Origin of the sequence: Kaistella faecalis, assembly GCF_019195395.1 — a bacterium.
Taxonomy (GTDB): Bacteria; Bacteroidota; Bacteroidia; order Flavobacteriales; family Weeksellaceae; genus Kaistella; species Kaistella faecalis.
Genome location: NZ_CP078067.1, coordinates 2459600 through 2481422 on the forward strand (window position 1 = coordinate 2459600; position 21823 = coordinate 2481422).

23 protein-coding genes are annotated in these 21823 nt (G+C 39.4%); 14 read left to right on the top strand and 9 right to left on the bottom strand.

From position 1 onward, the window contains the following. Positions 1 to 49 precede the first annotated feature (49 nt). From KTV93_RS11545 to KTV93_RS11570, 6 genes are read right to left on the bottom strand one after another with little or no spacing between them, the layout of a single operon-like run. Entirely contained in the window at positions 50 to 292 is a 243-nt protein-coding gene (locus KTV93_RS11545) for a hypothetical protein (protein WP_088468896.1), read from the bottom strand. A 34-nt stretch (positions 293 to 326) separates the two neighbouring features. After that, entirely contained in the window at positions 327 to 1649 is a 1323-nt protein-coding gene (locus KTV93_RS11550) for a hypothetical protein (protein ID WP_218249117.1), read from the bottom strand. Between the two features lie 28 nt (positions 1650 to 1677). Next, positions 1678 to 2568 (bottom strand): 3-hydroxybutyryl-CoA dehydrogenase, encoded by an 891-nt coding sequence (locus KTV93_RS11555; RefSeq protein ID WP_218249118.1) that lies wholly within the window; start codon positions 2566 to 2568, stop codon positions 1678 to 1680. Between the two features lie 35 nt (positions 2569 to 2603). After that, positions 2604 to 3422, bottom strand: coding sequence for a M23 family metallopeptidase (locus KTV93_RS11560; protein WP_218249119.1), 819 nt, complete (start codon positions 3420 to 3422; stop codon positions 2604 to 2606). Between the two features lie 5 nt (positions 3423 to 3427). After that, complete coding sequence (gene bla, locus KTV93_RS11565) at positions 3428 to 4303, bottom strand: class A beta-lactamase, subclass A2 (RefSeq protein ID WP_218249120.1); 876 nt, start codon at positions 4301 to 4303, stop codon at positions 3428 to 3430. A 15-nt stretch (positions 4304 to 4318) separates the two neighbouring features. Further along, positions 4319 to 5281, bottom strand: a complete 963-nt coding sequence (locus KTV93_RS11570) for a Gfo/Idh/MocA family protein (protein WP_218249121.1) — start codon at positions 5279 to 5281, stop codon at positions 4319 to 4321. A 91-nt stretch (positions 5282 to 5372) separates the two neighbouring features. Between KTV93_RS11570 and KTV93_RS11575 the strand changes: the two genes are divergently transcribed. The 5 genes from KTV93_RS11575 (at position 5373) to KTV93_RS11595 (ending at position 11903) form a co-directional block, all read left to right on the top strand. After that, entirely contained in the window at positions 5373 to 6023 is a 651-nt protein-coding gene (locus KTV93_RS11575; protein ID WP_218249122.1) for a protein-L-isoaspartate(D-aspartate) O-methyltransferase, read from the top strand. Positions 6024 to 6173: 150 nt separating this feature from the next. Beyond that, on the top strand, positions 6174 to 9437 hold the full coding sequence (gene ccsB / locus KTV93_RS11580; RefSeq protein ID WP_218249123.1) for a c-type cytochrome biogenesis protein CcsB: 3264 nt from the start codon (positions 6174 to 6176) through the stop codon (positions 9435 to 9437). Between the two features lie 201 nt (positions 9438 to 9638). After that, complete coding sequence (locus tag KTV93_RS11585; RefSeq protein ID WP_218249124.1) at positions 9639 to 10556, top strand: ribonuclease Z; 918 nt, start codon at positions 9639 to 9641, stop codon at positions 10554 to 10556. Positions 10557 to 10558: 2 nt separating this feature from the next. Beyond that, a complete protein-coding gene (locus KTV93_RS11590) occupies positions 10559 to 11323 on the top strand; it encodes a TIGR02757 family protein (protein ID WP_218249125.1) in 765 nt (254 codons plus the stop codon). Between the two features lie 25 nt (positions 11324 to 11348). Next, complete coding sequence (locus KTV93_RS11595; protein WP_218249126.1) at positions 11349 to 11903, top strand: DUF1003 domain-containing protein; 555 nt, start codon at positions 11349 to 11351, stop codon at positions 11901 to 11903. On the opposite strand, the gene rsmA is transcribed toward KTV93_RS11595, so the two are convergent. Next, positions 11900 to 12667 (bottom strand): 16S rRNA (adenine(1518)-N(6)/adenine(1519)-N(6))-dimethyltransferase RsmA, encoded by a 768-nt coding sequence (gene rsmA, locus KTV93_RS11600; protein ID WP_218249127.1) that lies wholly within the window; start codon positions 12665 to 12667, stop codon positions 11900 to 11902. The genes KTV93_RS11595 and rsmA overlap by 4 nt on opposite strands. Positions 12668 to 12798: 131 nt before the next feature. On the opposite strand from rsmA, the gene KTV93_RS11605 reads away from it, so the two are divergent. The 7 genes from KTV93_RS11605 to rluF all read left to right on the top strand — a co-directional run bounded on the left by KTV93_RS11605 (position 12799) and on the right by rluF (position 17520). Next, complete coding sequence (locus tag KTV93_RS11605) at positions 12799 to 13698, top strand: cell division protein FtsX (RefSeq protein WP_218249128.1); 900 nt, start codon at positions 12799 to 12801, stop codon at positions 13696 to 13698. 3 nt (positions 13699 to 13701) lie between these two features. Further along, on the top strand, positions 13702 to 14004 hold the full coding sequence (locus tag KTV93_RS11610; RefSeq protein WP_218249129.1) for a DUF3098 domain-containing protein: 303 nt from the start codon (positions 13702 to 13704) through the stop codon (positions 14002 to 14004). Positions 14005 to 14089: 85 nt separating this feature from the next. Beyond that, positions 14090 to 14902, top strand: coding sequence for an undecaprenyl-diphosphate phosphatase (locus KTV93_RS11615; protein WP_218249130.1), 813 nt, complete (start codon positions 14090 to 14092; stop codon positions 14900 to 14902). Positions 14903 to 15024: 122 nt separating this feature from the next. Beyond that, positions 15025 to 15531, top strand: a complete 507-nt coding sequence (locus KTV93_RS11620) for a hypothetical protein (protein ID WP_218249131.1) — start codon at positions 15025 to 15027, stop codon at positions 15529 to 15531. Beyond that, positions 15532 to 16233 (top strand): tRNA pseudouridine(55) synthase TruB, encoded by a 702-nt coding sequence (gene truB, locus KTV93_RS11625; RefSeq protein WP_218249132.1) that lies wholly within the window; start codon positions 15532 to 15534, stop codon positions 16231 to 16233. 4 nt (positions 16234 to 16237) lie between these two features. Beyond that, positions 16238 to 16792, top strand: a complete 555-nt coding sequence (locus KTV93_RS11630) for a hypothetical protein (protein WP_218249133.1) — start codon at positions 16238 to 16240, stop codon at positions 16790 to 16792. Positions 16793 to 16797: 5 nt separating this feature from the next. After that, entirely contained in the window at positions 16798 to 17520 is a 723-nt protein-coding gene (gene rluF / locus KTV93_RS11635) for a 23S rRNA pseudouridine(2604) synthase RluF (protein WP_218249134.1), read from the top strand. Here the strand turns inward: rluF and KTV93_RS11640 are convergent. Both KTV93_RS11640 and KTV93_RS11645 read right to left on the bottom strand, forming a co-directional pair. Further along, entirely contained in the window at positions 17517 to 17963 is a 447-nt protein-coding gene (locus KTV93_RS11640) for a phosphohydrolase (RefSeq protein ID WP_218249135.1), read from the bottom strand. The two genes, rluF and KTV93_RS11640, sit on opposite strands and share 4 nt — an antisense overlap. Next, complete coding sequence (locus KTV93_RS11645) at positions 17963 to 20221, bottom strand: cation:proton antiporter domain-containing protein (protein WP_218249136.1); 2259 nt, start codon at positions 20219 to 20221, stop codon at positions 17963 to 17965. The genes KTV93_RS11640 and KTV93_RS11645 overlap by 1 nt, the downstream gene beginning before the upstream one ends. Positions 20222 to 20582: 361 nt before the next feature. Here KTV93_RS11645 and KTV93_RS11650 point away from each other — a divergent pair, with 361 nt between their 5' ends. Together KTV93_RS11650 and KTV93_RS11655 are read left to right on the top strand one after the other, a co-directional pair. Continuing rightward, positions 20583 to 21398: a M23 family metallopeptidase gene (locus KTV93_RS11650; RefSeq protein WP_218249137.1), complete on the top strand. Its 816-nt coding sequence runs from the start codon at positions 20583 to 20585 to the stop codon at positions 21396 to 21398. Between the two features lie 6 nt (positions 21399 to 21404). Then, positions 21405 to 21794, top strand: coding sequence for a bactofilin family protein (locus KTV93_RS11655; protein ID WP_218249138.1), 390 nt, complete (start codon positions 21405 to 21407; stop codon positions 21792 to 21794). Positions 21795 to 21823: the final 29 nt, after the last annotated feature.

Consider the following 21823-nt stretch of genomic DNA (forward strand, 5'->3'; position numbering starts at 1 on the left):
AACAATAAAAAAAGGAACTCAAATCGAGTTCCTTTTTTTATTTCTTAATTTATTCTTCGTCTTCTTCCTCATCGTATTTTGCGAGTTCTTCATCGCACCATTTGAAGGCTGCTTCTACAACTTTGGTAGCTTCATCTGCCATCGTTTCTTCATCGTCACCTTCCAAATCATCCAACCATTCAACTTCTTCCTCTTCTACATTCAGGATAAATCTTGGATATTCTGTATGAACAACAAATAAATCTTCAGGAAAATCTGAATTGTCGGCTAATAAAAATTTTGGTACTTTCATAATAATTAATTTAACTTCTCAAAAATAGTAAAAATTATTGAAATTGGTTGGTATCGATCTTTATTTTTTGCAAAACTTTATATTGCGTTAAGGTGTTCTTTTTTAAGGTGTCTTCTGCCTTGAAAGTGACATTAACTCGGGGATTTACGGTGCTGATGAGTTCAGCGATCTGTATTTTATCCAGTTCCTTTTCATTTTCCATGTAGAATTTCAACGGAATATCTTCCATCTTTTCAGAGTTCAGAAATTGAGTGATTTCACGGCGATTTTCAAGATAATTTCCTCTCGATAGCCAAGTGAAAACAAAGCCGGTCATTAAACTTAAAACCGTAATTCCGTAGGTAAATTTCCCCAAAACCGAGAAGATTTTCTTGAAATAAACCAGCCAGATTGGAAAAGAAAACGGAGCCATAAGCCTGTAATCAATCGCATTTACAGAATAAAAATACTGCACGAAGTAAGAGCAGATAATTCCAATAACTCCTATAAATACTAGGAATTGTTCGGTTTCGGATAGTTTGTTTTTAATGAAGAGAAAGCAAAGGAATGCAATGTTTAATAAACCAATTCCGTAAATTCCGTAGTTGATGATTCCGCCGGCAGGATTGGCGATGTGAATAAAAGGATTGAAGGTGGTTGCCATTCCCTGGAAAAGTTCTACCAAAAGCTTTGAAGTAGGATGAAGGCCTATATTTAAAAACCTTTCGACGTAGGTTTCATTAAAATAATCAATAAAAAGGAATTTGTAAAGCACCACGAAAATAAGGCCGGTAAGTCCTGAAAAAATAAAGGTTTTGCCGTAATGCTTTTTGAAATTTAAAATACCGTACAGCAGAACTCCACCGATGATGAACAGCGCCGGATATCGGATATTGTATAGAATGATGAGCATTGTGCTGAGATAGAAAAAAGCTTTTACTCCTTTTATTTCTCCGATGATAATCTGTCTCGCCACATACAGAAAAACAAAAACGAAAGGAAGCATCAGCGACTCGCTCATTGTGTACGAAAAAATAGAAACAAAACTGAAAAGTCCGCCAACCAAAATGGTTTCCTTCAGATAAAACCGTTTTTTCCAGGCGAAATAAACAATGAAAAAATACGCTAGAAGTCCGATGGTTTTGCTTGCCCAGAATTCATCAAACCCGAAAATCGTAAGAAATTTTAGACTTAGCGGATAACCGAGTGGCGTCGTAGTGTTATCGATCACCGGAAAAACGTTAGAAGTCCGCATAAAACGGATGGAATCGGGATTGGTCCTTCCTTTTTCATTAAGAAGAAAACGAAGAATGGTCATCACAACAGTTGCGATGACCAAAAAAATCTGAATTCGGTTCTCAAGCAGTTTTCTCCGCATTTATTTTATTCTTAAAAGCCTCCTGTATTTATTTCGAAAACATTTTCGATACTTTTTCTGCTTTTTTGCTTTCCGAATAATCATAGAATCCTTCACCGGATTTTACGCCTAGTTTTCCTGCAGTTACCATATTCACCAAAAGTGGATTCGGAGCGTATTTTGGATTTTTAAAACCGTCATACATCACATTCAAAATCGCCAGGCAAACATCAAGGCCAATAAAATCTGCAAGTTGAAGGGGTCCCATCGGATGCGCCATTCCCAGTTTCATTACGGTATCAATTTCTTCAACACCTGCAACGCCATTGTACAAAGTTTCAATCGATTCGTTAATCATCGGCATCAGGATTCTGTTCGCCACAAATCCCGGATAATCGTTGACTTTAACAGGAACTTTGCCCAAATTTTTGCTCATTTCATAAACTGCATCGAAAGTTTCTTTCGAAGTAGAGTAGCCTTTGATTATTTCCACGAGTTTCATAATAGGAACCGGATTCATAAAATGCATCCCGATTACTTTTTCAGGTCTGTTGGTTACCGACGCGATTTTTGTGATGGAAATTGAAGAAGTGTTGGTCGCAAGAATACAGTTTTCCGGTGCCCGTTCATCCATCTGGCGGAAGATTTTCAGTTTCAGATCGATGTTTTCAGTGGCAGCCTCCACGATCAGATCAGCATTTTTTGCAGCATCTTCAAGTTGTGTGAAAGTGGAAATATTATTTAAAGTTTCGTTTTTTTGTTCTTCGGTCAGATTACCTTTCGCTACAATTCTATCGAGGTTTGTAGTGATGGTTTTCAATCCTTTTTCAAGTGCTTCAGTTGAAACATCAACCAGGTTTACATTGAATCCTGTTTGTGCAAAAGTGTGTGCGATTCCGTTGCCCATTGTGCCGGCGCCGATAACTACGATATTCTTCATAAAATTTATTTTTTAGGTTCTGAAACCTGTTTTATTTAGTCGTTTTTAGTGTAAGATTTTCCTTCCTCCAGCAGGATTCCATCGCCCTGTGAAGTTTTAAATTTTGTTTTGATAAAAGTTCGAGATCCATCGATTCTGTTGATGAAGACTGAAAAATGCAGATGCGGTCCGCTGGAAAAGCCTGTGTTTCCGCTGTAACCGATAAGCTGACCTTTCTTAATTTCGTCACCTTTTTTTACAGCAACGCCCTTGTATTTCAGATGTGCATAATCGGCAAACGTTCCGTCATTATGCATGATCAGGACTTTATTGTTGAATTTTGCGCAGGAAATTTTCGGGCATCCCTGAAGATTGGAATCTTCCGTAAGAACCACAGTTCCTTCCCGGGCGGCATAAACGGGATCTCCGATTTTCAGGTCGAAATCCAGCGCTGCATCTTTCTGATGCGAGAATTTTCCGTTGTAACCCTGGAATATAAGATGTGTTTTTCCTTTTGTGAATGGGAGTGAATAAATATAATCTTCCTCAAAATCTTTCTGAACCACATTCCCGAAATTATAAGTATTGGTGTAGGAAAACTGGTTGCCTTCGCGGGGATTTACAGGAGTTATTTTCGCGACAAAAAAACGTTTTGTATTTCCCGGAATTACGATAATTTCGTCATTAGAAAGCGAAGTTTTCAGGTTAGTCAATTTAAAATTAAACTTTGCCGACATGGGCATAACTTCGCTGTTATCAGCATAAATTAGGTATTCGGTGCCGACGAGTTCGTTATAAAACCTGAGGTCCCATTTTTTCTGTGAGAAAATCAAAAGAGAAAAGAAAAGCAGGAATAAGGAGGAAATCTTCTTCATCAAAACTATTTTTTGCTAAAATAATCAAAAACTATTTTAGAAATATCAGCAATCATATTAGTGTTTGTCTCGGCACTTTCCATAGAGTCGGAGACGAAGATGCTGATGGCGTAATGTGTTCCATCCGGAAGCGTTACAATTCCAATGTCGTTTTCAGCAGCAGTTAAACCTTTTTCATTTTTTCCGGAAGAGCCTGTTTTGTGGGCGACAGGAATTGATTCCGGGAGTTGGGCAACGATTTTATTTTTTCCTGTAGAAGTTTCAAGCATCGTAGTCATGAGAAAATCCGTGGAAGTTTTCGAAATCATCTTTTTATTGAAAAAATCTTTCAGCAATTGATTTGCGGAATTTGTGGTAGTAGCATTCAGGTACATAAACTCGAAACCTTTGTGCATCTGTTCCTCATCTACTTTGATGGTGAAATTTCTTATGCCTTTGCTGTCGATGAATTTCTGAACAGTTTCGGTTCCGCCAATTAATCGCAACAGAATATCACATCCATTGTTATCGCTTTCTGCCACCGTATATTTTATGAGTTCGCCTAAAGACATTTCGATATTTCCTTCCGGAAATCTCTCCCGGATCGGACTCCATGTATTTTCTAATAGATCAGATTTTTTAATGAAAATCTTCTGGTCAAGACTTAGTTTTCCGTGGTCAACTTCATTTAAAACCGCTAAACCGATGTGGAATTTGAAAACACTGAGCATCGGAAGTTTTTTATTTCCGTTGATGTGCACCGATTTGTCATTCCCGAAATCGAGTACGGAAACAGCTACAGTGGCGTTTTTACCTTTGGTGATTTGAAGGATTTCTTTCTTTAAATTTTGCGAGAAGCTATACGTAGCAATTAAGAGAAAGAGTAAGGTGATCTTTTTCATTTCCAAATTTTCCGGTTACGAAATCATTTTTACAATTTCCAGCGCTACTTTCAGCGCTTCGGTTCCGTCTTCAAGAGAGACTTCTACATTTTTGTTTTCGGTTATCGCATCGGCAAAACTTTCGAGTTCATCTAAAATCGCATTATTAGGCTGAATATTAGGATATTCGAAAATAATCTGGTTTCTTTCGCCTTCCGCATTTTCAATAATCATATCGAAATCTGTAGGATTTTCCGGCGCTTCTTTCATGCGGATTACTTCTGCTTTTTTCTCCAGAAAATCTACAGAAATGTATGCGTCTTTCTGGAAAAATCTTGACTTTCGCATTGCTTTCATTGAAATTCTGGAAGTGGTGAGATTCGCGACACAACCGTTCTCAAATTCAATTCTTGCGTTGCAGATATCCGGAGATTTGGAAACTACGGCAACACCGGAAGCATGGATATTTTTAACCTTAGATTTTACAATAGAAAGAAGAATATCCAAATCATGAATCATCAAATCCAGCACAACAGAAACATCAGTTCCGCGGGGATTAAATTCTGCCAAACGGTGAATTTCAATAAACATGGGATCCTGAATATAATCGCGGGAACCTATAAACGCAGGATTGTATCTTTCAACATGGCCAACCTGAGCTTTAATTCCGTATTCCCGGCATTTGTATAAAATTTCTTCGGCCTGTTTCAGGGTTTGCGTAACGGGTTTTTCGATGAAAAAATGTTTGTGGTTTTCAATCGCTTTCATTGCATAATCATAATGATATAGCGTAGGAGTTACGATATCGAGCATATCGATTTCCTGGAGCAGTTCCTCAAAACGCGCGAAATATTTATAACCGAACTCTGCTTCGATTTTTTTTCCGTTTTCAGCGTCAGCGTCATGAAAACCTACGAGTTCATATTTTTCCGACTGATTCAATAACCTTAAATGAATTTTGCCCAGATGTCCGGCACCAACTAAACCTGCTTTAAGCATAGAAAATAAATTTTGGTAAAGATAATAATTAGATGTCAGATATCTGAAAACTGCGTTCTGTTTTCTCGAATCTATTCAGTATTTTTGTCCAATGCAGGATTCATTTTTACATAAAGGAAAGCGAAAAATTTTAGTAGAATACCTTCGGGATAAAATTGGGATCACCGACGGAAATGTGTTGAAAGCAATGAATGATGTTCCGCGACATCTTTTTCTTGAAAGTATTTTTGAAGATTATGCCTATGAAGACCGCGCTTTCCCGATACTTGCAAAACAGACGATTTCTCATCCCTCGACTGTCGCAGAACAGACAGAACTTCTTGAACTTAACGATAAGGAAAAAGTCCTCGAGATCGGTACAGGAAGCGGTTACCAGACTGCTGTTCTGGTCGCTATGAACGCCTGGGTCTACACGGTAGAACGCCAAAAAGACCTGCATGATTTTGCCCATAAAAAATTACGCGAACTCCATCTTCGTCCGAAATTCCAGAGTTTTGGAGATGGTTTTGCCGGTTTGCCGACTTTTGCTCCGTTCGATAAAATTTTGGTCACCTGCGGTGCAGAAACGTTGCCTACGGAACTTCTTCATCAGCTGAAAGTAGGAGGGAAGATGGTGATTCCTCTTGGGAAAACCGACGAGCAGATTCTGACGAGATTTACAAAAAAATCGGAGAAGGAATTCGAAAAAGAAGAGTTCGGAGCCTATAAATTTGTGCCTATGCTCAACAGTACCAACCAGTAAGCGCATAGAAAATTTCCTGAAAACATACCTGCTTTTTATACCATAAAGTTTTCAAAACTGACAAAAAACATATTCCAGATTCGCTATTTCGAATTATAGAATGTATTTTTGCAGCTATTTGAACTTTTATAAATCTGATAGTTTCTTAAAATGAAAAAAATCCAAAGTATTCTAATTTCAACCCGTACGATGGCGGTTTTGCTGCTGGTTTACGCGTTCGCCATGGCTTACGCAACCTTCCTCGAGAACGATTACGGTACTCCTACAGCTAAAGCATTGATATATGAAGCCAAATGGTTTGAAGGAGTTATGCTGCTTCTGATCCTAAATTTCATCGGAAATATTTCAAGATACAGACTCTGGAAACGTGAAAAATGGCCGGTTTTGGTATTTCACCTTTCCTTTATTCTTATTTTTATTGGTGGTGCAGTTACCAGATATATAAGCTATGAAGGGATTATGCACATTCGTGAAGGCGAAACCTCCAACGAAGTGATTACGGATAAAAATTTCTTTAAGATCCAGATTGAGGAGAAAGGCGATATCCTTAACTATCAGGATGTTCCTTATCTAATGTCGCCGCTTCATAAGAATTTCAAAGCAAGTTATGATTATCATGGCAAGCAGATTTCTGTAAAAGCCACCGATTTTATCCAGAGAAAAAAAGACAGTTTAATTGCCGGCAACACCGGAACCGAATATCTGCATGTGGTTTCCACCGGACAGTCGGGACGTGAAAATATTTACATCAAACCGGGAGAATCAAAATCAATTAACGGAACATTGGTAACTTTCAACCGCGCGATCGAAGGTGCCGTGGAATTCAACGATACCAGCGGAAGTTTGATGATTAAAACCCCTGTAGATGCTGAGTTTATGACTATGGCAACGCAGGCAACCGGAACCACCAAAAAAGATGAATACCAGCCTTTGGTTCTGAGAAGTCTTTACACGGTGAACGATCTGAAGTTGGTTGTACCCGAAGGTTTAAAGAAAGGAAAACTGATCGCTTATGAGGGCGACAGAAAAAAAGACAAAGATGTATCTGATCAGCTTACCGTTGAAGTTCAGGGACCGAAAACAAAACTTTCAGTTGATTTACCCGTGGAAAAGGGAAATCCTAATGCTTTCAAACAGATTTCATTGGATGGAATGAATATTATCCTTGGTTTCGGACCGAAAGTTTATACTACGCCGTTCTCCCTGAAATTAGATGATTTCGTTATGGAAACTTATCCGGGAAGTTCATCACCAAGCGCCTATGAAAGCCACGTTCAGATTATTGACGGCGGCAAACAGACGCCTTACAAAATCTATATGAACCACGTTTTGAATCATGGCGGATACCGTTTCTTCCAGGCAAGTTTCGATCCGGACAGACAGGGAACCGTACTTTCGGTTAACCACGATTTCTGGGGAACACTAATTACTTATATTGGATATTTCTTCCTCTTCGGCGGAATGTTTATTATCTTCTTCTGGAAAGGAACGCATTTCTGGAAACTCAATAAAATGTTGAAAGATGTAAACAGAAAAAGAACAGCGATGGTAATTCTTTTACTGTTGAGTTTAAATCTTTCTGCGCAGAAAATTGATACCCACGGAACAGATGGATCTGCGAAAACCACCCATTCCGCAAACGACGGACATAACCACGGTAGTGATGCAGATTTACTATTAGAAGATCCGGCTCCGAAAAAACAGCAGAATTCTTTAGCTTTAAGATCGCCGCGCCCGATTACGGCCGATGAAATTATTGCCAGAAACACGATTAGTAAAGAACATGCAGATAAATTCGCCTATCTTTTAGTTCAGAATTACGAAGGGCGTATTGTTCCAATGAACACTCAGGCACTTGATGTTTTAAGAAAACTTTACAAAAAAGACGCATTCCGCGGAACCGACGGTAAACACTTAACGGCAAACCAGTGGTTTTTATCAATTAACACCGATACCGCAAGCTGGACAATGGTTCCTATCATTAAAGTAGGTACAAAAGGCGGCGACGAACTCAAGAAGAAAACAAAAGCAAACGAAGACGGTTATACCACATTGATGTCCTTGTTCCCCGCAGATGCACAGGGAAATCTACATTATGTTTTAGAAGAGGATTATCAGGAAGCTTTCCGAAAAAAACCGGCCGAGCAGTCGAATTATGATAAAGAAGTAATTAATGTAAACGACCGTGTTCAGGCATTTAATGAGTTTTTCAGCGGACAGTTTATGAGAATTGTTCCTGTACAGAATGATCCGAACAACACCTGGCATTCCTGGCTGGACCAGAATTTCGAACCGGATATGGAATCCCAGAAAGTAATGGGACCCTATTTCTCTGAAGTGATGGCAGCGCAAAAATCAGGAAACTGGAGTAAAGCAGATGCTGAACTTCAGAAGCTTTCACAATACCAGCAGACTTGGGGCAAAAACGTAGTTCCATCCCAATCAAAAGTTGACCTTGAGGTATTTATGAACAGGGTGAATATCAATTTTCATTTATTGATTTTCTACACCATAATTGGTGGTCTTCTATTGGTATTAGGGTTTATCGAATTATTCAGGCCAAGCAAAATCCTCAGTAAAACCATAAAAGCACTTATATTAGTAGGACTAGTGGGCTACTTCTTCCAGTTTTTAGGCTTGGTTGCGAGATGGTATATTTCCGGTCACGCACCTTGGAGTAACGGTTATGAAGCCATTATTTTCATCTCCTGGGTCGGAATTACAGCAGGTTTGATGCTATACAGAAACTCTAACGCACTGATCCCGGCAGCCGGATTTATGGTTGCGGTGATTATGATGGGGTTTGCACATGGCGGTTCAGCACTTGATCCGCAGATTACACCGCTTGTACCAGTACTGAAATCCTATTGGCTGATTATTCACGTAGCCATTATTACCGCGAGTTACGGATTCTTCGGCCTTTCTATGGTGATCGCGATTATCGTACTCATGTTTTATATTTTCACTAATAAGAACGTGTACAAAATCCACAGTGATACTACTATTAAAGAACTTACCATTGTATCCGAAATGTCCCTCACCATTGGGCTTTATGCTTTAACGGTGGGTACATTCTTAGGCGGGATTTGGGCAAACGAATCCTGGGGCCGTTACTGGAGCTGGGACCCTAAAGAAACCTGGGCGTTTATATCGGTGATGGTGTACGCGTTTGTTCTTCACATGCGTCTGGTTCCCGGTTTAAGAGGAAGATGGGCTTTCCACGTAGCAGCGCTATTCGCAATCAGTACGATTGTAATGACGTATTTCGGAGTAAATTATTACTTGAGCGGCCTGCATTCTTATGCTGCAGGTGATCCGGTTCCGGTTCCGGCTTGGGTTTATATTGGTACTGCATTTATGCTTACTCTTGCAGCGGTTTCGTATTTCCGGTTCAAGAAGTTAGGAAAATCTTAGAATCAAATTATATTATAGGAGATCCCGGAATTATTTTCCGGGATTTCTATTTCGGGAAATCGCGGGATTAAGCTACCACAGAAGATTGATTTGTTATGAATCGCCTTACTGTTAGAATTTCGTTTTTATTTAAAATCACTAAATATTCATTAGATTTGTAACTTTTACAGCTCATATTAAATATTAATCCCTTTCACAGTTTTGAGTACTTTTCTCACCATTCTCGGCTTTAATTCGGCAATTCCTACAGTGAATTCCTCGCCAACTGCACAGTTTCTGGAAATGGAGGAACGCGCTTTCTTAATTGATTGTGGCGAAGGAACTCAGGTTCAGTTGCGCAAAGCAAAAGCGAGATTTTCTAAGATCAATCATATATTTATCTCGCACCTGCATGGTGACCACTGTTTTGGTTTACCGGGGCTTATCGCCTCGTTTAGGCTGTTGGGAAGGGAAACTCCGCTGCATATTTACGCTCCGAAAGGCATTAAGGAAATGCTCGAAACTATTTTTAGAATTACAGAAACACATAAAGGTTTTGAATTGATATATCATGAACTCGAAAGTAAAAAATCGGTAAAAATATTTGAAGATAACAGGCTCGAAGTGTTTACCATACCGCTTAATCACAGGATTTACTGCAATGGTTATCTCTTCCGCGAGAAACCGAAAGAACGGCATCTAAACATGCAGGAAATTTCAAAATATCCGGAAATCGAAACCTGCGATTATCATAATTTAAAACTGGGAAAAGATTTTGTTTTAAGCGACGGATATCTATTAAAAAATGAGGTGCTGACCACTGAACCTACAAAGTCTGTGTCCTACGCATTTTGCAGTGATACCCGCTATCTTGAATCAATTCTGCCCATCATTGAAAATGTGGACGTGCTATATCACGAAGCTACTTTTCTGCATGAACTTAAAGAAATGGCTGATTACACTGGACATACGACCGCGTTGGAAGCTGCAAGAATTGCGAGAAAAGCGAACGTCGGGAAATTAATTCTCGGACATTTTTCCAACAGATATCACGATTTGAATGTATTTACAGACGAAGCGCGTGAAGTTTTTGCAAATACCTTTCTTCCAAAAGCGCTGGAGCCAGTTAAAATAGGATAAGAATGACTTTTTCTGAATTAAAGAATTTTCTGGATGAAAAAGCCGAATTATATAACGCTCCCGAGTTTGTTGAAAATGACCCCGTTCAGATCCCGCACCGGTTTTCGCTGAAACAGGATATCGAAATCGCCGGTTTTTTAACGGCAACTATTTCCTGGGGTACACGGAAGTCAATCATTAATGATGCGGAGAAGATGCTCGCATTTATGGAGCAAACTCCTTATGATTTCATCCGGAATGTTTCTGTGAAAGAATTGGAAAGCTTAAAAAACCGAAGTATTCACAGAACGTTTAACGGCGAAGATTTCCGGGAGTTCATTCTTAATCTGAAAAGAACCTATCACAATAATGACAGTCTTGAAAATCTTTTTTCAATTCATGGAAATGAAACTAACTTCTACCATTCATTAGAACGTTTCAGGCAGAATTTTATTGGCGATGTTCAGCACCGGAGCCACAAACACGTGAGTTCTACTTATAAAAATTCATCTGCTAAAAGACTTATGATGTTTCTCCGTTGGATGGTGCGTAAAGACAGAAAAGGTGTTGATTTCGGGATTTGGGAAACTATTGATCCGAAGAATCTTTCAATTCCGCTCGATGTTCATACCGGAAATATCTCAAGAAAACTCAGCCTGATTCAGCGCAAACAGAACGACTGGAAAACAGTGGAAGAACTGGATTTGGCCATAAGGAAATTCGATTCCGCGGATCCTGCAAAATATGATTTCGCGCTTTTTGGCTTAGGCGTATCAGGGGATTTTTAACTAAATTTGCCCAAACTTCTTGAAAATGGGACGAAAGGAAGAACGCGAAAAGAAAATTCAGCTTTTAGAAAAAGTAACCGATGGGGTGATGTGGTGGATTGGTTCAATTCCTTCACTCATCGTACATTCAATTGTCTTTGCAACCGCTTTTCTGCTGCCGGTTTTCGGTATTGTGAGCGTTGATAAAATGCTGCTCGTTTTAACCACCGTTTTATCTTTGGAAGCTATTTATCTTGCCATTTTCATTCAGATGTCGGTGAACAGAAGTCAGGAACATATCGAAGATATCCGTGAGGATATTGAAGAGATTCAGGATGACATTGAAGAAATCAGCGAAGATATCGAAGAAATCAGCGAGGATATTGATGATATTCAGGAAGATATTGAAGATATTGCCGAAGACGAAGACGATGAAGATCACAACGAGCGTGCGAAAAATGTCATGCTTAAAAGCAACGTTTCATCAAACAAAAACGACATCAAAGCTTTAAGGGAAATGATTTCGAATCTTCAGCAGCAACTGGAAGACCTTAAAGGCGAGGATGAAGCTACAGCTGATGAAAATACGCCGGAAAATTAAGCGTTTTTCCATTCAATCGTGAACGAAATAAAATCCTGAACCGACAGTTCCTCTGCGCGTTTTTCCAGGAAAGGGTGATTTTGCAGCGCTTCAGGAATGTTCAGAACTTTCAGCGAATTGGAAAGTTTTTTTCTTCTCTGTCCAAAACCTGCCTTTACAATCTGTTTAAAAAGAACTTCGTTTCCGGCCAAACCTTCTTTTGGATTTCTTGTGAGTTTAATGACGCCGGATTTCACTTTTGGCGGCGGATTGAAAACGTTTTCGTGAACCGTAAAAAGGTATTTCACATCATACAGCGCCTGCACCAGAACCGACAGGATTCCGTAATCCTTAGTCCGCGGAACCGCAGCTGTTCTTTCGGCAACTTCTTTCTGAAACATTCCGACCATTTCCGGTACATGATTATAGAAATCAATGATTTTAAATAAGATCTGCGACGAAATATTGTAAGGAAAGTTTCCGATCACCGCGACCTGATCATTAAATACGTTTGCAACATCAATTTTAAGGAAATCGCCTGTGAAATGCTGCTCTTGCAGTTTCGGGTAATGATTTTTCAGATAATCAATTGATTCCGAATCGATTTCAGCAACGAAGATTTCAGCGTTTTTATCCAGAAGATATTTGGTAAGAACGCCCATTCCCGGACCCACTTCAAGCACCTTACTGTAATTTTCAAAAGTCAGTGCATCTACAATATTTTTGGCAATATTTTCGTCCGTCAGGAAATGTTGGCCTAAATGTTTCTTCGCTCTTACGCTCATAAAATCGATATTCTTAAGTTGAATTGCGGTGCTGAAAAGATTTTCTTTTATGTTTTTTTTAACACCGATTTTCTTGTATTCTCCGCAAATTACGGAAGTTTTTTTCTATTTTAGCAGAAATTTTTTATTTAATGGCAAAGACAGTTGAGGATTTTAACAAAAGACGCCTTCGCTCCAGTAATATTACGGTTGTCGTGAGTATAGCACTGGTTTTATTTTTGTTGGGATTAATGGGATTGATATTGATTAATGCTCAGAAATATTCAGATTATATCAAGGAGCAACTTGTTGTAAATGCATATTTTGATGAAAATTTCGATGCCAAGGATTCTGCGAAAACCGTGAAAAGGGAGGCAGAAACCTTCAAGAAAATTCAGGCATTAACACCGGTAAAACGTGCTACCTATATTACCCGTGAGATGGCCGCATCAGAAGCTAAGAAAAGTATGGGCATTGAATCCAGTGCGCTTTTTGAAGAAAATATTTTTCCCTCGTCTGTCGAAATTGCCCTGAAACCCGAATATGTAGATCCGGTAAGAATCGAAGAAGCCATTAAACAGATAAAAGCGACTCCCGGAATTGTAGATGTGAAGAACAACAGCACGCTGATGGTCGAAGTTTACAATAATCTCAACAATATCCTGAAATGGATTTTAGGATTCTCTATCCTCTTCCTGATCTTGGCTGTAGTTCTCATTAATAACTCGATACGCCTCAAGATTTTTTCTAAACGTTTTATCATCAAAACGATGCAGCTTGTAGGTGCAAAACGGCGCTTTATTTTAAAACCTTTCATTAAAGAAGCCGTGATTCTTGGTGTCATTGGAGCTTTGCTTGGTTTAGCTGTACTTTTCGCCGCGTGGTATTATTTCATTACTCAGATCGGAACACCTTTCGCACAGGATAATAACCAACTTATTATTCTTGTTGCCGGTATTTTCCTTCTTGGAGTTTTAATCACGGTTTTAAGTACCATTTTTGCGACATGGAGATTCCTCCGTTCAAATGTTGATGATTTATACTATTCTTAAAAAATGAGCAAAAAAAATAAAAATTTTTCAGCAGCCGATTTTGGTAAGAAAGAGGCAGAACTTCCGCAGGAAAACAGTTTCTATTTCGGTCCGCAGAATTATAAATTAATGCTCATAGGTTTGGCTTTAATTGTAGTGGGGTTCCTTTTAATGATGGGAGCGGACGCAAATACAGTTGATGGGAAATACGATCCCAATTCCTGGAACGACGGCATTTTTTCGATCCGAAGAATCCGGATCGCACCTTTATTGGTTGTCGCAGGTTTCGCGGTAGAAGTGTATGCCATTTTGAAAAGAAACAAATAATATTTACAACAATAAATATCAGACTTTGTCAAAGCTTTTTTTGTAGACTTTGACAAAGTTTTTTTAATTAAAAGTTTACCTATTCATGGATTTATTAAGAGCAATTCTTATTGCAATTATCGAGGGTTTAACCGAATATCTGCCGGTTTCTTCAACTGCACACATGATTTTTACCAGTTCAATCTTCGGCATTCAGGAAGATGAATTTGTGAAGATGTTTCAGGTTTCCATTCAGTTTGGGGCCATTCTGGCGGTTGTTTTTCTGTACTGGAAAAAGTTTTTCGATTTCAAAAATATCAGCTTTTATCTGAAACTTGCCGTGGCAGTTATTCCGGCTTTGGCGCTTGGTAAACTCTTCGATGATAAAATTGAAGCCGTTCTCGGTGATCCCGTGCCGATCGCGATTGTGCTGATTGTCGGTGGAGTCGTTTTACTTTTTATCGACAAACTCTTCAAAGTTCATATCATTGATGACGAGAAAGATGTCTCTTACAAAAGCGCATTAATCATCGGATTCTGGCAGTGTTTGGCCATGATGCCCGGGACAAGCCGCAGTGCCGCATCAATTATTGGAGGAATGCAGCAGAAACTCACCAGAAAAGCTGCTGCTGAATTTTCGTTTTTCCTGGCTGTTCCTACAATGTTAGCTGTTACGGTTTATTCGATTTTCCTGAAAGACTGGAATCACAAAGGAATCGAACAGAAAGGTTATGAAATGCTCATGCAGGGCGATAACCTGATGTATTTTCTGGTAGGAAACGTCGTAGCCTTTGTTGTCGCAGTTATTGCTATTAAATTTTTCATCGGCGTTTTAACGAAATACGGTTTCAAACCCTGGGGCTGGTACCGGATTATCGTTGGAATTGTGCTGCTGGTTTATTTTACGCAGTTCGCATAGTTTTTGGGCAGCTTTATCCGTCCTCCGTTCCCGCTTTTTCGCCTTCACTTTGTTGCGGCGAAAAGAGCTCCACTCAGGTCGGGCTGCGGATCGGGTTAGCAATCATTATTTAGTTATAAGAAATGACAGGAAAGTTTTTATCAGTATTTATATTTTTTAATTTCTTTACATCGTGTTCACCACTTTATATGGTGTATGTTCAAAACAATACGGAAGAACCTGTTGAAATTTTTGTGGAATTAAAAGACGAAAAATTCACCAAGAAGTATAGAAAAGAATTAGAAAAGCGACATGTGTTTTTTTATAAAAAATCTGACCAAATAGAGCAGTTTTCAATAGATTCTTTAAAGATCCTAAACAATAAAATCTCAGAAAAAAAGTATCAATTTACCTCAGATTTGGAGTATAGTTTTGTTTTAGAACCTGATTTGATTACGAACATAGATCCAAATAACAGCATTTCAATATATCCTTTTCAAAAAATTTATTTTGTAAAAGATAACGAAAAATGTTCGGTTGTTCCAAAAAATACCAATCACAACTGTAATTTTAAAATTACAAGTAAACAGAAACTAAAGAAAGATAAGACTCCGAAAATGTTTGTTGATTATATTGAAATACAAAAATAAATGACAGCAGAAGATTTCCTTGAAGGACAAATCATTTTACTCGACAAACCTTTGGACTGGACGAGTTTTCAGGCCGTGAATAAACTCAAATATAAACTCAAAAACGAATTTAATCTTCCAAAGAAATTCAAAATAGGGCATGCCGGAACTTTAGATCCACGTGCGACAGGTTTACTCATCGTTTGTACCGGAAAATTCACGAAAAAAATCCAGAAAATTCAGGACGCGCCCAAAGAATATTTAACGGAAATTAAAATCGGCGTTCAGACCGAATCTTACGACACCGAAAAACCCGAAATTCTTCAACAGGATTATTCGCATATTTCAGAGGAATTTATAAACCAAACCCTGAAACAATTTGTTGGCGAAATCGACCAGAAACCTCCCGTTTTCTCCGCAATCAAAATCGACGGAAACCGTGCCTATGATTTGGCAAGAAAAGGTCAGGAAGTAGAAATGAAATCCCGTAAAACAACGATTCATTACCTTAATAACATCGAAATTGATTTGCCTTTTGTGCGATTCACTGTAGGCTGTTCAAAAGGAACGTATATCCGTAGCCTCGCTCACGATATCGGTCAGGAACTGGGTGTGGGCGCTTATTTAACCAATTTAAGACGGACGAAAATCGGAGACTATTCCGTAGAAAATTCCAGCGCTGAAATACTCGAAAATGAGTTCCGTTTTAACAAAGCGTTATAAGTTGATGAGGAAATTTTATCTTTTGCTTCTCTTTCTTTCCACCTTAGCTTTTTCTCAGGAAAAGCCTGCTAAGTTGGGTATTTTTGGAACTCTGGAAGCTAATGTAGGTTTTGATTTGGCAGATATCATCCGAACAAATATGGCACAAAGCGATTATGAAAAGAGCCAACTTCCACCCGGGAAATTCAATTATGGTTTTACTTCACAAATCGGATTTCAGCCGTTCAACTGGTTTGCTTTAAGCGGCGGTATCCGTTACAGTTATATCGATCCTAATTATCATCTTGTTTATGCGATGGTACAACCCAATTTTTTTCTGGGAGATCCGAAAGATCAGGATTTTCTTTATATTTATGGAAATTTCGGCACGAAGATTAATCAGACTGCAGCTAAAGATGCCGGATTCGCAGGGTTGGGAATTGGTAAGATTGAACCGCTAAACAAGCATTTTGGCCATAAGTTTCAGCTTTATCTAGAAGATCAGGTTTTGGATGGTGAAGGAAATTTCTTTATCGGACTGTCTTACGGAGTCGTTTTTTTAGGCAACAAAAATTTATAATTACTGTGGAAAAAACACGCATCAATAAATACCTTTCTGAAGTGGGATTCTGCTCCCGCCGAGAAGCCGATAAAATGCTGGAGCAGGGCAGGATTACTGTAAACGGCGTCATTCCGGAAATGGGCACCAAAGTTTCAGAAGAAGATGAAATTCTTGTTGACGGAATTTCAATACGCAAACAGGAAGAAGATCATGTCTATATCGCGCTCAACAAGCCGGTCGGAATCGTTTGTACCACCGATACCAAACGGGAATCGAATAATATAGTAGAATTCGTTAATCATCCTAAAAGAATTTTCCCGATCGGAAGATTAGATAAACCCAGTGAAGGTCTTATTTTGCTTACATCCGATGGAGATATTGTGAATAAAATCCTGCGCGCGAGGAACAATCACGAAAAAGAATATATCGTTCGCGTAGATAAACCCATTACGCCGCAGTTTCTGCATAAAATGCGCAACGGAATTCCAATTCTTGGGACGGTTACCAATAAATGTGAGGTAGAACAAATCGACACGTTAAGTTTCCGTATTGTGCTTACACAAGGACTCAACCGCCAGATCCGCCGCATGTGCGAGTATGTTGGTTATGAAGTAAAAAAACTCAAGCGCATCAGAATCATGAACATCAAGCTGGATTTGCCCGTCGGGAAATGGCGTGATCTTACTGCTGATGAAATGAAAGAGCTTGAGGGTTTACTCGAAGATTCGGATAAAACAGTAGATTAGTACTTTTCTTTCAGGTAAAGATAGGCGGTAAGATATTTATTCAGTCGTTTCGCATCTTTCTCGGTCAGCGGTTTTGTAAACCGTGTTAAATCCATATTATCGCGCAGGTCATTCAGCTTTACCGCAACAGCGAGCGCAGATTTCTCGGTCTGCTTAATGAATTCAGTGTAATCCTGATCAGGCGGATTTTTAGTAAGACATTCTATGGCAAAAACGATGTGGTTGGGAAAATCTTCTTTCAGGAGATATTCATACGTAATCTCCGGGCAGTCTTCAATCACATCGTGCAGTACCCCCACAATCTTTTCATCATAAGTTTTACCGTAATTCATCACCCGTATTACATGCCCGATGTATGGCGTCCCGAACTTATCTGTCTGTCCGCGGTGCGCCTTATCAGCAATTTTTATGGCTTTGTTTAAAAGTTCCTCCTTGTTCAGCATTAGATTTCGATGTTTAGCTTCTCGATTTTCTTGCGGTTTCCTACGACCCATACAATATCATCAACCTGAAGGATTTCTGAAGATTCCGGATTCAGGATTCTCTCGTCGCCACGCCGTATTGCGATAACCAATCCGTCAGTTTTATCGCGTATTCCGGATTCGCGGATGCTTAGCCCTTTCTTAGGTGAATGATGATTGATGAGGATTTTGCCGAGTTTAATGTGGTTAATATCTTCTTCAATGATCAACTCCTGACTGTCGAAAATCGGTTTGAAAATCTGCAACTGATCATCCGTCGCAATAATTCCCACTTTATCGTATGGCATCAGTACTTCAAAACGGTCGGGTGTATGAATCAGTTTTTCGCCTCTTTTAATATATCCTACATTCACACCGAATTTTTCGCGCCACTGCAAATCCAGAAGGTTTTTACCCACGAAATCGGCAAGAGGTTTCACTTCAAGTTCTACAATATGCACATCCCAGGCGGCCAGGTTATTGGTTACTTCAGAATTTCCGGCAAGTCTTGTAATGGCTTCACTCTGAATATTTTCTGATCTGTCATTAAGGTTGGTAATAAATCTTTTCTCGATCCGGTTATAAAATTTGTTGATTCTTTTCGAGAATATTATCATTAAAATAATTGCCACCGGAATCGTGATGAAGAAGGAAATGGTGGTAGATGCAAAACGGTCAAGAAAGAAGCCCAAAATCCCTATACCGAACGCAATTCTTGCAATCTCGATGATAAGCAGCGGCCCGCGGTTGTATTTGGTCTTCGTCCACAATTCTTTGTAGGCGACAGAACTCGGTCTTTTCACCATTAAAGCCCATAAAAACGGCAGAATAAAGAGTACCGGAAGTGCATTCCCGATGATGTTTTTAATGTCATTGCTGTCCAGGTTTTCATTAATGGCCGGAATAATAAATCGGGAGAACAGCAGATAAATGGCCACAATAATAATTCCGTTGATCACCACAATCCTTCCGTAATTTTTCAGAATGGTCTGCCAGTTGGTTTCGGCCTGAATATTCTGGGTATTGGTAGAATATTTATTGATTTTGGCGATGTATTTAGGTGGAACCACCTTCACCAGCCAGTTGTAAAAAGGTTCAGAGAATTTAATCAGATAAGGCGTCGTAAACGTTGTAATTGCAGACACTCCTACGGCCACGGGGAACAGGAAGTCTGAAATTACACCAAGCGATAAGCCAAGCGTGGCTACAATGAACGCAAATTCGCCAATCTGGGCCATACTCATCCCGACCTGAACCGACTGTTTAAGCGGCTGCCCGGAAATAAGCGCTCCCAGTGTGGAACTGAAAAGTTTACCGAATAATGTTAACAGCGTAACGACTAAAATTGGCCATGCATAAGTGATCATGGCATCATAATTAATCATCATCCCGACAGAAACGAAGAATACCGCACCGAAAAGGTCTTTTACCGATTTCAGCGTATGTTCTACCTTTTCAGCGATTTTAGTTTCAGCGATGATGGAACCCATTACGAAAGCTCCAAGTTCAGCTGAAAATCCTACTGATGTTGCGATAAGAACCATACCCAAACAAAGACCGATAGAAAGTATCATCAGGATTTCGTCATCAATCAGCGGCTTTATTTTCTTTAATAGGGTAGGCAATAAGAAGATTCCCAACAGGAACCACAGACTCAGGAAGAATAGCAGTTTGGCTACGGTAAACAGAATTTGGGTGCCTTCAAATTCTTTGGTTACGGCGATTGTGGAAAGCAAAACCATCAGTAAGATGACGACAATATCCTCGACGACCAGAACCCCAAAGACCGTTTTTGCAAAGTTTTTGGTTTTGACCCCCAGCTCGTCGAAAGCCCGGATGATAATTGTGGTCGAGGAACTGGCGAGCATACCACCAAGAAACAAACTGTCCATGGTACTCCAGCCGAGCATGCGGCCGGTGTAGTAGCCGGCAATGGTGATGAAGATAATCTCTACAAACGCAGTGATGGACGCCGAACCGCCCACATTCATCAGTTTCTTGAAACTGAATTCCAGTCCCAGACTGAAAAGGAGGAAGATCACCCCTATTTCCGCCAGAGTTTTGATATTGGTCATATCAACCACTGAAGGGAAAATTTTGAAATTAGGGCTTACCAGAAATCCCGCAATAATATATCCTAAAACCAGTGGCTGTTTTATTTTTCTGAAAATCAGAACAACAAATGCTGCTACAATAAGTATTAATGCTAGATCTTCAATTAACTTAGGTAAGTGGCCCATATTTCGTAAATGTGTATTTTCACAAAAATAGAGAAATGCTTTAATTTTTCAAAGCATTTCCGGTTTAATTATTATTCTTACGGCTCACAGCCGGTCTTCAGGTCTTTTGATTTTTATAAAAGTTCCGCTGACGTTTTCAAACTGAAGTGCAGAAATGCTAAACTGATTAAAATCATTAAGCATCGCATAGGGAAATTTAATTTTAAAGAATGTCGCTGATAGTACAGAACATAACCACAATAGCAATTTAAAATCAGTGCAGTGGTGTTGCAAATTCTGCGCCAGAATGCTTTCGATTTCATAACAAAGTGAAAAATTCTAAAAAAAAATGTTAAATTTGAGTGTTTGTAAAATTTGAGTCTTGAAAAAGAAAACTTCGGTACTTATTGTAGACAATTCAGGGAAGGATAACCAGCTTATCCAGATTCCTACCCGGTTACTCCTGCACTGGAAAAAATTTCTCTTAGTTTTTAATGTTTTGGTGATCCTGATGTTTGGCATTCTGGCACTCATCATCTACCAGAAAACCAGTACGCATTATCAGGAGAAGCTTGCCCAGGCCAATAAAGTCAAAAGTTTAATCGATCTGAAAAAGGTAAAAGAATCCTTCAAGGCGATAGATGAAAGTATTTACAGAATCAACGGATTTCTGGATGCGCGGGGTTTGCATGATTTTAAATTAGCCAATTCCGGGGGCGAATACGAAGATTTTGAAATTACAGATATCAACGAGATTTCTGAGTATTACGAAAATAAAATCCAGGGAATCGAGAAGACGCTTAACATTACTCCCTTGGGATTGCCGGTTTCCGGAGAGATAAGTTCGGAATTCGGGTACCGCCAGAATCCATTTGGAGACTATTCTACAGAGCAGCATTTCGGTTTGGATTTCCGGGGTAAAACTGGTGATCCTGTGCGCGCGACCGCCCACGGAAAAGTAGAATTTGCCGGCGTAAAAGGCGGTTACGGAAACTGCATCATCATCAGCCACGGTAACGATCTGAAAACACTTTTCGGACACTTATCCAAAATAAATGTAAAGGTAGGCCAGCATATCGAAATCGGCGATTATATTGGAGATATTGGCAGTACCGGCAGAAGTTCGGGTCCGCATCTGCATTATGAAATCATTCAGAATAACAAAAAAGTAAATCCAAAACACTATTTAAAACTTTAATAATCCATGCTCAGAATCAAAAAAAACCAGTCCGACAGTATTTCACAGCTGGACAATGCTCCAATAAGTACTGTTTTAGGATCAGAAATAATGTTCACCGGTGATATACAGGGAAGCCAAACCATAAAAATAGACGGGAAAGTAAAAGGTAATGTTCAGGTTGAAAATGGGGTGATTCTGGGAGAAAAAGCCCATATAGAAGGCGATTTGAAAAGTAAGAACATCATCGTATTCGGCAATATTCTCGGCAATATTTACTGCAATGAACTCATCATCAAAAAATGCGGAACGGTAAACGGCGACATCCAGACCAAAACCATAGAGATCGAAATGGGCGGCAAGTACAACGGAAAACTGAAAATGGATGCGCTGCAGCAGCCGGAAGAAGTGATGTAGGATAAATTAATACAATACTTAAATCTTAC